12 protein-coding genes are annotated in these 11,488 nt (G+C 74.2%); 4 read left to right on the top strand and 8 right to left on the bottom strand.

The genetic code is table 11. The annotated features are described in order from the left end of the window. Nucleotides 1-18: 18 nt before the first annotated feature. The 4 genes from H4696_RS14045 to H4696_RS14030 form a co-directional block, all read right to left on the bottom strand. Nucleotides 19-705, bottom strand: a complete 687-nt coding sequence (locus H4696_RS14045) for a hypothetical protein (protein ID WP_211299826.1) — start codon at nucleotides 703-705, stop codon at nucleotides 19-21. Then, nucleotides 705-1,658 carry a magnesium transporter CorA family protein gene (locus H4696_RS14040; RefSeq protein WP_086864734.1) on the bottom strand — a complete coding sequence of 318 codons (954 nt, stop codon included), beginning with the start codon at nucleotides 1,656-1,658 and terminating at the stop codon, nucleotides 705-707. Before H4696_RS14040 ends, H4696_RS14045 begins: the two co-directional genes overlap by 1 nt. Before the next feature lie 7 nt (nucleotides 1,659-1,665). Beyond that, nucleotides 1,666-2,106, bottom strand: coding sequence for a hypothetical protein (locus H4696_RS14035; protein ID WP_086864735.1), 441 nt, complete (start codon nucleotides 2,104-2,106; stop codon nucleotides 1,666-1,668). Nucleotides 2,107-2,246: 140 nt separating this feature from the next. After that, entirely contained in the window at nucleotides 2,247-3,122 is an 876-nt protein-coding gene (locus H4696_RS14030; RefSeq protein ID WP_086864736.1) for a universal stress protein, read from the bottom strand. 134 nt (nucleotides 3,123-3,256) lie between these two features. On the opposite strand from H4696_RS14030, the gene sulP reads away from it, so the two are divergent. Beyond that, the gene (gene sulP / locus H4696_RS14025) at nucleotides 3,257-4,918 is read left to right on the top strand and encodes a sulfate permease (RefSeq protein ID WP_086864737.1); all 1,662 of its coding nucleotides are present in this window, start codon (nucleotides 3,257-3,259) and stop codon (nucleotides 4,916-4,918) included. Here the strand turns inward: sulP and ftsH are convergent. After that, nucleotides 4,888-6,807 carry an ATP-dependent zinc metalloprotease FtsH gene (gene ftsH / locus H4696_RS14020; RefSeq protein WP_086864738.1) on the bottom strand — a complete coding sequence of 640 codons (1,920 nt, stop codon included), beginning with the start codon at nucleotides 6,805-6,807 and terminating at the stop codon, nucleotides 4,888-4,890. The two genes, sulP and ftsH, sit on opposite strands and share 31 nt — an antisense overlap. 186 nt (nucleotides 6,808-6,993) lie before the next feature. Here ftsH and H4696_RS14015 point away from each other — a divergent pair, with 186 nt between their 5' ends. After that, the gene (locus tag H4696_RS14015; protein ID WP_086864761.1) at nucleotides 6,994-7,995 is read left to right on the top strand and encodes a zinc-binding alcohol dehydrogenase family protein; all 1,002 of its coding nucleotides are present in this window, start codon (nucleotides 6,994-6,996) and stop codon (nucleotides 7,993-7,995) included. A 20-nt stretch (nucleotides 7,996-8,015) separates the two neighbouring features. Here the strand turns inward: H4696_RS14015 and H4696_RS14010 are convergent, their stop codons facing one another. After that, nucleotides 8,016-8,516 carry a hypothetical protein gene (locus H4696_RS14010; RefSeq protein WP_225955683.1) on the bottom strand — a complete coding sequence of 167 codons (501 nt, stop codon included), beginning with the start codon at nucleotides 8,514-8,516 and terminating at the stop codon, nucleotides 8,016-8,018. Here H4696_RS14010 and H4696_RS14005 point away from each other — a divergent pair. Together H4696_RS14005 and H4696_RS14000 are read left to right on the top strand one after the other, a co-directional pair. Beyond that, complete coding sequence (locus tag H4696_RS14005) at nucleotides 8,515-9,396, top strand: universal stress protein (protein ID WP_086864739.1); 882 nt, start codon at nucleotides 8,515-8,517, stop codon at nucleotides 9,394-9,396. The two genes, H4696_RS14010 and H4696_RS14005, sit on opposite strands and share 2 nt — an antisense overlap. Before the next feature lie 18 nt (nucleotides 9,397-9,414). Further along, a complete protein-coding gene (locus tag H4696_RS14000) occupies nucleotides 9,415-10,044 on the top strand; it encodes a CBS domain-containing protein (protein ID WP_086864740.1) in 630 nt (209 codons plus the stop codon). Nucleotides 10,045-10,104: 60 nt separating this feature from the next. On the opposite strand, the gene H4696_RS13995 is transcribed toward H4696_RS14000, so the two are convergent. Together H4696_RS13995 and H4696_RS13990 are read right to left on the bottom strand one after the other, a co-directional pair. After that, on the bottom strand, nucleotides 10,105-10,344 hold the full coding sequence (locus H4696_RS13995) for a DUF2188 domain-containing protein (RefSeq protein ID WP_086864741.1): 240 nt from the start codon (nucleotides 10,342-10,344) through the stop codon (nucleotides 10,105-10,107). Between the two features lie 121 nt (nucleotides 10,345-10,465). Then, nucleotides 10,466-11,482: an Acg family FMN-binding oxidoreductase gene (locus tag H4696_RS13990; protein ID WP_169735184.1), complete on the bottom strand. Its 1,017-nt coding sequence runs from the start codon at nucleotides 11,480-11,482 to the stop codon at nucleotides 10,466-10,468. Nucleotides 11,483-11,488 lie beyond the last annotated feature (6 nt).

Genomic DNA, 11,488 nt, shown 5'->3' with positions numbered 1-11,488 from the left:
AAGCCGGTAAGGAGGCCTTCACGGCGTTTGCGCGGGCGTCAGCCGCGCGAGCGCGAAGCCGGTGACCGCCGAGGTGGTCGCCGCCATCAGCAGGCCGCCGAAAACTCCGATGAGGACCGTGGTCACGAGCGCCTGGCCGGGCTGCCAGAGCGGCATCGTGAAGCCGAGGAAGACCGCCAGCCCGAGCAGCCACGCGGCGGCGGTCGTGACCACCCACCGGGCCGAGCGGGCGAGCAGGTGCCGCAGCACGAGCCACTGCGCGAACCCGATGGACAGCAGCAAGGCGATCCCCAGGACGGCGGCCACCGGCCAGAGCAGCGCGGGTGGCCAGGTCGTCAGCGCCGCGGCCCACGTGCTCGGCGCGAGACCCAGCAAGTAGGCGAACGCCGCGGCGGACGCTGTCGCGGCCACCCAGTGACGCGCGTTCAACGCGGGAAGGGCGCGCCGGAGGACGAGTGCCTGCCCGAACCCGAGCGCGGCACCTTCGGCGGCTCCGGCGAGCAGCAGCACGGGGAGGGCCAGCGGATGGTCGGCGGTCAGCGCACCGGCCACCGCGGGTATCGAGAAGCCGAGGAACTCGGCGACCGTCACGACGAGGAACCACCGCCGGGCCAGCCGCTTTCCCCGCAGGGGTTCGCGGCCGCAGATCGGCGTCTCCGGCGTCACCTCGGCCCGGGGGAAGCGGCGGCGGTGGGTGGTCGCCATCAGAGCCAGTCCCGGCGCTTGAACAACGCGTACAGCGTCGCGGAGATGACCAGGATGGCCAGCGTCGAGACCCACACGCCGGAGGCCTGGCCGAACCCGGGATAGGGGATGTTCTGCCCGTAGAAGCCGGTGATCGCGGTCGGGACCGCGATGATCGCCGCCCAGCTGGTGACCTTCTTCATGATCGTGTTGAGCCGGTTGCCCTGGATGCTCAGCTGGGTTTCGCGGATCGTCGCGATCAGGTCGCGCAGGGACTCCGTCCACTCCGTCACGCGCAGGACGTGGTCGTAGACGTCCTGGAAGTACGGCAGGAGCGTGTCGTCGCGGCGCATCAGCGAGGCGACGATCTCCCGCATCGGCACGGCCAGGTGGCGCAGCCGGCTGAGGCTCCGGCGCAGCCGCAGTGACCGGCGCTGCAGATCGGTGTGGTCGACGTGGTCGGCGAACACCAGGTCCTCGAGTTCCTCGACCTGCTCGTCCAGCGCTTGGACGGCGTCGAGGTGCCCGTCGACGAGGTGGTCGAGCAGCCCGTGGAGCAGGAACGCGGCGCCGTTCTTGGCCAGCTCGGGGGTGCTGTCCCAGCGCTCGGTGAGGGCGCCGATGCCGGTGGTGTTGTTGTGGTGCACGGTGATCAGCACGCGGTCGGTGAGGAAGGCGTCGATCTCGGACGCCGCCAGCGCGCCGTCGGTGACGTGCACCGCGTACGCGGCGAGGAACGCGTGCCGGTCGTAGTGCACGAGCTTGGGCCGCTGGTGGTCGTCGTCGAGCACGGACGCGACGGCGAGCGGGTGCAGATCGAATTCGCGGGCGAGCACCGCCAGGTCCTGCGCGGTGGGCGCGTCCAGGTCGAGCCACAGGGTCACCGACGGGTCGGCGAGGTGGCGGGCGGCCTCGGCGGCCGGGAAGTCCTCCCGCTCGAGGACACCGCTGCGGTACAGCCGGCTGCGCGTCATCGCCGGCTCAGCGGTCGTACGCCGTGGCCAGGCTGGCGCGGCAGGCGCGGACCAGCTGACGGGTGGCCCGCGTCGACGGCGGTTCGCCGCAGGACGGGCAGTGGACGGAGACGTCGCCGGCCAGCTGGTCGATCGCGACGTTCAGCGCGCGTTCGCAGCTGCGGCACCAGCGGGTGCCGGTGATGACGACGACGTGCAGCGGGGAGGCGACGCAGTCGTGGAGCCAGCGCCGGTGGGTGCGGCAGGTGACGCGGTCGAGCGGGTCCAGACCGTCCTCTTCGGACCGGTCCTCCGCGGTCAGCGAGCGTGCCAGCCGCTGGTCGGCGACGTCGGCGTAGCGCGGGTCGACGAAGTCGGCGGGCCGCAGGGCGAGGCGGTCGCGGCGGTTGCGGCGTAGGGACGTCGGCTCGGCGGTGGTCGCCGGGGCGGATCCGGGCTGGGTGTCCATGGGGTGCCTCGCTTTCGTCGTGCTCCAGCCTCCGCCGGGCGGGGCCGGGCGACGAGGGCCGGACCGCCCCGGTTCCCGGGGCCCGGTGGCCCCGGTTCCGGTGGGGCGAAGGCCCATCCGCGGGAGGACTTTCGGTCCCGTCAGGTGGCGGTGCGCACGAGGTACACCGGGCAGACCGCGTTGTGCAGCAGGGCCTGGCCGGTCGAGCCCAGCAGCATGCCGGGGAAGCCGCCACGGCCCCGGTCGCCCAGCACGACGAGTTGCGCGGTCGCGCTCCGTTCGATCAGCTCGCGGCGGGGGTGGCCGCGGACCACGACCCGTTCGATGCGGACACCGCCGTCGTCGTGCTCCCCGGTCAAGCCGGTGAGCAGCCGGGTTCCGGCCTCGGTGACCGCCTTCGGATCCAGGTGCGGTTCGGCTTCCGGCCGGGGCGGGTCGTCGGCCGACGCGTGCACGACGACCAGGCGGGTCCGCCGTGCCTTGGCCTCGGCCACCGCCGTCGCCAGGATCCGGCCGCTCGGTTCGCTGCCGTCGATGCCGGCGACGACCGGCCGGTCTTCGGCACCGGGCTCGTCCCAGGAGTCGCCGCGGACCACCACCACATCGGAGCACGCGTGCGCGCCGACGGCGGAGGCGACCGAGCCGGCGAGGAGCCCGGTGAGCCGGCCGCGCCCGCCCGAGCCGACCACGACGAGCGAGGCCTTCCGCGAGGCTTCGATGAGGGCTTGGGCGGCGCGGTCGGGGTCCAGCCGGGTGGTGACGGCGGGTGCGCCCTGCGCTTCGGCGATCTCCCGCGCCGCGCGCAGGAAGCGCCGCCCGTGCGCGCGCAGGACGTCCTTCATCTCCTCGGGCGGCGGGACGACGCCGCCGGCGAGCAGCGCCGAGAAGTCGAGGGCGTGCACGATCTCCAACGGGACGTCGTGCTGCCGGGCGGTGCGCCCGGCCCAGCGGACGGCGTCGAGCGCCTCGCCCGAACCGTCCACTCCGGTGACGATCGGTTCGTGAGTCATCGTCATGACAGCTCCTGATCACGGGTGTCGGGCCCCGAGGGTAGGGCGGCGGCCCGCGGCCGGGCTGCGGCCGGAAGTCACCCGGCGGCGGGACTTCCGGCCGCAGCACCGGGGTCCCCGCGGCCCGCATCCTCGACGGCGTGAACGTTTCCGCCGTGCTGCCCGGACTCGCCCGCCTGCGCCACTACCGCCGCGCGTGGCTGCGCGGGGACGTCGTCGCCGGGGTCACGGTCGCCGCCTACCTCGTGCCGCAGGTGATGGCGTACGCGGAAGTCGCCGGCCTGCCGCCGGTCGCCGGGCTGTGGGCGGCGTTCGGCCCGCTGGCGGTGTACGCGCTGCTGGGTTCGTCGCGGCTGCTGTCGGTCGGACCGGAGTCGACGACCGCCTTGATGACGGCGGCCGTCCTGATGCCGCTCGCCGCGGGGGATCCCGGGCACTACGCGGCGCTGGCGGCGGTGCTCGCGATCATGGTCGGCTGCCTGTGCCTGGTGGCCGGGCTGGCCCGGCTCGGGGTGCTCGCCGAGCTGCTGTCCAAGCCGGTGCTCACCGGGTACATGGCCGGCGTCGCCGTGCTCATGATCGCGGGGCAGCTCGGGAAGGTCACCGGCGTGCCGGTCGACGGCGGGGAGTTCGGGGCCGAGGTCGGCTCCTTCTTCGCCCGGCTCGGGCACGTCCACTGGCCCGCGGTGGGGCTGGCCGCGGGCGTGCTGGCCCTGCTCCTCCTGCTGGAACGGCTCGCGCCCTGGGCACCGGGGCCGCTCGTCGCGATGGCCGTGGCGACGGTGGTCGCGTCCGGGCTCACGGGCGTCGACGTCGTGGGGGCCCTGCCCGCCGGCCTGCCGCCGGCGGGCTCCGGTGTCGCCGCGGCCGACGTCGGGCAGCTCGTGCTGCCCGCGGTCGGGATCGCGATCGTCGGGTTCTCCGACAACGTGCTGACGGCCCGGGCGTTCGCGGCCCGCCGCGGCGAGGAGATCGACGCGGACCAGGAACTGCGCGCGCTCGCGGCGGCGAACGTGGCGGCCGGGCTGCTGCACGGCTTCCCGGTCAGCAGCAGCGGCAGCCGGACCGCGCTGGGCGCCGCGGTCGGCGGCCGGACCCAGCTGCATTCACTGGTCGCGCTGGGCACGGTCGCGCTCACCGTGCTCTTCGCCCGCCCCTTGCTGGCGGCGTTCCCGAAGGCGGCGCTCGGCGCGCTGGTCGTCTTCGCGGCGGTGCACCTGGTCGACCTGCGCGAGCTGCGGCGGTTCGCCCGGTTCCGCCGCAGCGAGCTCGTGCTGGCCCTGCTGACCACGGCCGGGGTGCTCGGGCTCGGCGTCCTCTACGGCGTGCTGGCCGCGGTCGGGCTGTCCATTTTGGACCTGCTGCGCCGGATCGCCCGCCCGCACGACGGGATCCTCGGGACGGTGCCGGGCCTGGCCGGCATGCACGACGTCGACGACTACCCGGCGGCGACGACCGAACCGGGCCTGGTCGTGTACCGCTACGACGCGCCCCTGTGCTTCGCGAACGCGGAGGACTTCCGCCGCCGCGCCCTGGCGGCGGCGGCCGCCGGGACGCGGTGGTTCGTGCTGAACGCGGAGGCGAACGTCGAACTGGACGTGACCGCGGCCGACGCCCTCGACCGGCTGCGCGAGGAGTTCGGCCGGCGCGGCATCGTGTTCGCGATGGCGCGGGTGAAGCAGGACCTGCGCGACGACCTGGTGGCGGCGGGGCTGGTGGCGAAGGTGGGGGAGGAGCGGATCTTCCCGACGCTGCCGACGGCGGTGGCGGCCTACCGCACCTGGCTCGCGACCACGGGGTGAGAACCGGGGCGGCTGTCCACAGTGGCCGGTTCGTCCCGCAGTACCGCGAGCACCACGCCCCCGTCGACGGTCTCGTGCTCCTGCAGCTGCCCCGCCAGCGCGTCGAGCGCTCGCCGGTGCCGCCGCAGCAGGTCGGCCGCCCGGTCCTGGGCGGCCCGGACCAGCCGGGCGATCTCCTCGTCCACCGCTCGCTGGGTCTGTTCCGAATACGGCCTGCCGAGCAGCTCCGGCCGTTCGCCCGAGCCCGAGCCCGAGCCCGAGCCGTAGCCGACGGGGCCCAGGGCGGGAGACATCCCGAACTCCGTCACCATCTTGGCGGCCAGCGCCGTCGCGCCGGCGAGGTCGTTCGCCGCGCCGGTCGAGGTTTCACCGAAGACCACCAGCTCCGCCGCGCGGCCGCCGAGGCGGATCGCGAGCAGGTCGGTCAGGTGGCTCTCGCGGTAGAGGTGCCGCTCCGCCTCCGGGAGCTGCTCGGTCGCGCCCAGTGCCATCCCCGCCGGCAGGATCGTCACCTTCGCGACCGGGTCGGCGTGCTCGCAGAGCGCCGCCACCAGCGCGTGGCCGGACTCGTGCACCGCGACCGAGCGCCGCTCCTCGGGCAGCAGCGCGTTCGAGCTGTCGCGCCGCCCCAGCAGCACCCGGTCCCGGGCGGCGGCGAGGTCGGCGGCCGTCAGCGTCGTGCGGTCGTCGCGAACGGCGTTGATCGCCGCCTCGTTGACCAGGTTCGCCAGGTCGGCGCCGGAAAAGCCCGGGGTGCCGCGCGCGACGATGCCCAGGTCGACGTCCGGGGCGAGGTGCTTGCCGTCGATGTGGGTGGCCAGGATCGCCGCGCGCTCGGCCTGGTTCGGCAGCGGGACGGTGACCTGCCGGTCGAACCGCCCCGGCCGCAGCAGCGCCCCGTCGAGCGTCTCCGGGCGGTTCGTGGCCGCGAGCACGACGACGCCGCTGCTCTGGTCGAAGCCGTCCATCTCGGCCAGCAGCTGGTTGAGCGTCTGCTCCCGCTCGTCGTGGCCGCCGAGGCCGCCCCCGGTGCCGCGGCGGCCGCCGACGGCGTCGATCTCGTCGATGAAGATGATCGACGGCGCCCGGGTGCGCGCCTCTTCGAACAGGTCCCGCACCCGGGACGCGCCGACGCCGACGAACATCTCGACGAACGCCGAGCCCGTGATGGACAGGAACGGCACGCTCGCCTCGCCGGCGACCGCGCGGGCGAAGAGCGTCTTGCCGGTACCGGGCGGCCCGACCATGATGACCCCGCGCGGCCCCTTGGCCCCGGCCGCGGCGTAGCGCGCGGGGTCGCGCAGGAAGTCGATGATCTCGCCGATCTCCTGCTTGACGCCTTCGTAGCCGGCGATGTCGGCGAAGCGGGTGGTCGGCCGCTGCGCCTCGATGATCTTCGCCTTGGCCCGGCCGAACCCGGTCATGCCGAGGCCGCCGCCCGCTGTTTTCTGTGCCCGCATCCCGGCCCAGAGGAGGAACCCGAGGAGCAGGAAGAAGGGCAGGTAGCCCAGCAGCCCCGACAGCAGGGAGCCACTCGCCTTCGTGGCGGTGATGGCGACTTTCTTCTCGCGCAGCTTGGCTTCCAGCCCGGCCGGCTCGAGCGCGGTGGGGACCCGGCTGGTGAAGCCCGCACCGCCGCGCCGCATCCCGTCGACCGCGCCGGTGTCGTCGATCGACACCGATTCGACGTGCCCGGCGTCCACCTCGGCCAGGAACTCCGTGTAGGTCATCGACGGCGCGGACGGCGTCCAGAAGGCCGGCACGACGATCGCCCCGAGGATCAGCAACGTGATGGCCGTGAGCAGCCAGCCGCCGCCCCGGGACCGGTGCGGCGGCTCCGGCTTCGGCGCCGGCGTGGGCGGCGGACCGGACCGGGCGGTTCGGGACATGATGTGCTCCTGGGGTCGCTGCTGGTCCGTTCCGCCCACCTTCCCGGCCGCGCCGGACCGGCAAGAAGGGCCGAACGTCCTCGACCGCGAGGACCACGGAAGGTCGCGGCGCGCGGTCGGTGGCGGCATCCTGGCCCGAAGTGCGCCCGAGACCCGAGGAGACCGCCCGTGAACCTGCCGACGACGATGCGGGCCTGGCACGTCACCCGGCCCGGCCCGATGGCTACCCGGCCGCTCGAGTGGTCCCGTGTGCCCGTGCCGCGGCCCGCCGCCGGTGAGCTGCTGGTGCGGGTGCTCGTCTGCGGGGTGTGCCGGACGGACCTGCACGTCGCGGAAGGCGACCTGCCGGTGCACCGGCCCGGGGTGACGCCGGGGCACGAGGCCGTCGGCGAGGTCGTCGGGCTCGGCGACGGCGTCACGGGCTTCGGCACCGGGGACCGGGTGGGGATCGCGTGGCTGCGCGGCACCTGCGGCCGGTGCCGGTACTGCCTGCGCGGGCGGGAGAACCTGTGCCCGGAGTCTCGCTACACCGGGTGGGACGCCGACGGCGGGTACGCCGAATTCGCCGTCGTCCCGGCGGCGTACGCGCTGCCGCTGCCCGACGGCTACTCCGACGACGAGCTGGCGCCGCTGCTGTGCGCCGGGCTGATCGGGTACCACGCGCTCACCCGGGCCGAGGTACCGGAAAAGGGGCGGCTCGGCATCTACGGCTTCGGCGGCAGCGCGCACCTGACCGCCCAGGTCGCCCTCGCCCGCGGCGCCACCGTGCACGTCATGACGCGCAGCGCGGAGGCGCGTGAGCTCGCCCTGGCACTGGGCGCCGCGTCAGCCGGCGACGCCGCCGACCCAGCGCCGGAGCCCCTGGACTCGGCGATCCTCTTCGCTCCCGCCGGCGAGCTGGTGCTCCCGGCGCTCGAAGCCCTCGACCGCGGCGGAACGCTGGCCATCGCGGGCATCCACCTGTCCGACGTGCCGCCGCTGAACTACCAGCAGCACCTGTTCCAGGAGCGTCAGGTGCGCAGCGTCACGGCGAACACGCGAGCCGACGCACGGGAGTTCCTGGACTTCGCCGGGACGCACCACCTGAGCGTCAGCACGGTGCCCTACGCACTGGCCGAAGCGGATCAGGCGCTGACGGACCTGGCTGCCGACCGGGTGAACGGCGCGGCGGTGCTGCGGGCCGGCTGACCCGGACACCAGCCGGACGGTCACGGCCGCCCGGCCGGGGTGCGCAGGTGCCGGACCGTGGTCCCGGCCCACAGCGCCACGACCAGCCCGACCAGCACGGCGAGCGTCGTGCCGTCGCCGGTGACGAACGTGAAGACCGCGAGCAGCAGCGCGGCCGTGCCGAGCGGGACGCCGAACCACCCCGCCGCGCGGGTCAACGCCTGCGCGCCGAGCGCGCCCGCGGTCAGGCCAAGCACGAGCACGGTGGCGGCCATCGCCCGCGGGCCGTGCACCCACAGGGCCGTCCCGTCGGCCAGGTAGTCGATGTACAGGGCGATCGTGACCAGGACCGGCACGGTCGCCGCGGTGTCTCGCCATTCGCGGTACATCGCGGTCACCTCCTCGCGGTACACGATGCTCGCCGGGGCCGGGGCCAGGAGCGGCCAAAGGTCACCGGGCGCGGGGACGAACGACCGCAGCCTGCGCCCCCGGAAGCGACCTACCGTCGGGTCCACGAACTGGAACCCGGAGGGAAACGTCATGAGCGCAACCGGAAACCCACCGGTCGTGGTGGCCGTGGACGGCTCGGAGAGCGCCGCCGCGGCCGCGCTGTGGGCGGCCGGGGAAGCGGCCCGCCGCCACGCTTCGCTGCTCGTCTTCACCGCCTACGGCTACGAAGACACCGCGTTCGGGGGCAAGGTCTACCCGCCGTCGGACTGGCTCGCCGTCAAAGAGGCGGAAGCCGACCAGCTGCTGCGGCAGACGCGGGCGACGCTGGAAGCCGCCGTCCCCGGGCTGGCGGTGACCACCGAAGCCAGTGACCGCGGTCCGGTCCCGGCGCTGCTGGAGGTCTCGGGGCGGGCCCGGGTGCTCGTCACCGGCGAGCCCGTCGGGGTGATCGCGGGCCTGTTCAGCGGTTCGCCCGACGTCGACCTCGCCGCCAAGGCGCACTGCCCGGTCGTCGTCGTGCGCGGGAACGAGAGCGTCGACGGCCCGGTGGTCGTGGGCACCGACGGCAGCCCGCTCAGCGAAGCCGCCATCGCGTGGGCCTTCGAGGAGGCCTCGATCCGCAGCGCCCCGCTCATCGCTCTCTACACCTGGCACGACGGGGACACGGCCGGCCTGTTCAGCGACGGCAACGTCGCCTTCCAGGGTGAATCCCTGCGGGACTCCGGGCGGCGGCTGCTCGCGCAGCGGCTCGCCGGCTGGCAGGAGAAGTACCCCGACGTCGCCGTCGAGCGCCGGGTCGAGCACGACAAGCCCCGTTCCCGCCTGCTTTCGGCCAGCCACGGCGCGCAGCTCGTCGTCGTCGGCAGCCGGGGCCGCGGTGGCTTCGGCGGTCTCGTCCTCGGCTCGACGAGCCAGGCACTGATCCACCACGCGGCGTGCCCGGTGATGGTCGTCCGCACCGAAAACGCCTGAACCACAAGGAGTCCTGCCATGACCACGGTAGCCGCGGTGATGACCGCCGATCCGATCACCGTCTCCCAGCAGACGCCGTTCAAGGACATCGCCGAGCTGCTCACCGGAAACGGGATCAGCGCGGTCGGTGTCCTCGACAAGAGGGGCGCGCTCGTCGGCGTCGTCTCCGAGGCCGACCTGCTGCCGCACCTGTGGGACAGCCCGAAGCCCCGCTGGCGGGACCGCCGGCTGGCCCGGAAGGCGACCGCCTGCACCGCGAAGGACCTGATGACCAGCCCGCCGGTCACGATCGACGTGGAAGAGTCCCTCCCGGCCGCCGCGGCGAAGTTCGCGCGCACCGGCGTCCGGCGGTTGTTCGTGCTGCGCAACGGGAAGGTCGCGGGCGTGCTGTCCCGCCGCGACCTGGTGCGCGTCTACACCCGCGGCGACGCGGACCTCGAGCGCGAGGTGCGCGACCAGGTGCTGCGCGAGCGCCTCAACCTCGGCCCGGACCGCGTCCGCGTCGAGGTGCGCGCCGGCGTCGTGACGGTCGTGGGACGCGTCGAACGGCGCAGCGACATCGACCCGGTGACGCGGCTGATCCAGGAGCTGTCCGGGGTGGTGGAGGTGCGCAACCGCCTCGACTACGTGTGGAACGACGTGGCCTGAGCGGCCTGATGCGAGAAGGCCTCCACCCGGACTCGGGTGGAGGCCTTCTCGCGTTGGCGGTCAGTGCTTGTCACGCGGCGGGGTCGGGTCGTGCCCCTTCGGGGAGGTGTCCTTCTGCCGGATCCGGCCGTCACGGCCGTGCACCACGGTTTCCCCGCCCGTGTTCGCGGTGATGTCCCGAGCTCGAGACGTCGCCTGCGCCTGGGTATCGGTGTGCGCGCTCGCCCGGCTCGCTCCCGGCTTGACGACGTCCCAGCCACCAGATGGGTTCGGCACGACGTGCCGGTCCTTTTCGCTCATGCGATCTGCTCTTTCTCTTCGAGGCCCCGGCGCCGCGCGAACGCGCAGGCCGTCGGCCTGAGCAGATCACCGGGAAGCGTTTGATCACAACCGGTTTCCGACGTAGGAACCGCCCGCGCGGTCAACGGCCGCGCAGCTGCTCCGGGATCGGCAACCCCATGCCGTACGGGTGGGGGAGCGGTCCGAGGACCTCGCCGATCGGGCGGCGCGGGGTCGCCGGGAGCGGGGCCGCGTGCTCCGGTGCGTACCCGACGCGGATGACGAGCTGGGGCTCGCGCCGTCCGCCGAGGACGCAGTCGCGGATCAGGCCGCGGGTGCTGGTGAGCTCCAGCGGCTCGGTGTACACGCACGAGGCCAGGTTCAGCCGGGTCGCGGTCAGCAGGACCGCGCTGGCGGCTTCACCGGCGCGAAGGCGGTCGAGAGCGGTGTCGCCCGCGGTGTCCAACACCGTGAGGACCGCGCCGTCGTGCTCGCCCGTGTCCGGCAACTGGGCGCCGGCGAAGGCGCGGACCCGCAGTTCGTGCGACAGAACGGTGGCGGGGACGGCGTTCCGGGCGGGGACGCCGTCCGTCGCGTAGCCGCGGCCGCTCCACGCCGCGAGTTCGATCTCGTAGTCCGGGTCGGCCCGGTGCACCCAGCCTGCCTCCTCGGCCGCGTTGGTGAGGGCCGACCGGTGCGGGGCCTCGGTGACGATCCGCAGCTCCGCACCCTGGTCGGCCGCGCTCTTCTGCAGGAAAACCTCGTCACGGACGAGCAACGGGCGCTCGGCGAAGCGGCGGCGGTCCGAGCGGCGCCGGGGGATGGCCGCGGCGAGGGCGATGTCGCCGTCGCGCGTGTCGTGGGGCACGAGGTCGATGCGGGCCAGCACGCCGGGTTCGGGCAGCCGGTCGACCTGGGCGGCCCACCCCATCGCCGCGGCGGCGACCGTGAAGTGGTGCAGCGCGCACCCGCAGCTGACCAGCAGGTCGCGGCCGTCGGGGTCGGCGTGCCGCAGCCGGCGGCGCGGGTCGGCCCGCAACTCGACCGTGCGGCCGCCGACGTGCCATTGCCACGGCTGGGAATTGTGCACCGAAGGGGCACGCACCGCGAGCGCGACAGCCGCCCTCACGGTGTACGCGTCGGGCATCGTGTGGTCCATCGCTCC

Source organism: Amycolatopsis lexingtonensis, assembly GCF_014873755.1.
Lineage (GTDB): Bacteria > Actinomycetota > Actinomycetes > Mycobacteriales > Pseudonocardiaceae > Amycolatopsis > Amycolatopsis lexingtonensis.
This window is presented reverse-complemented; position numbering and strand designations above follow the sequence as displayed.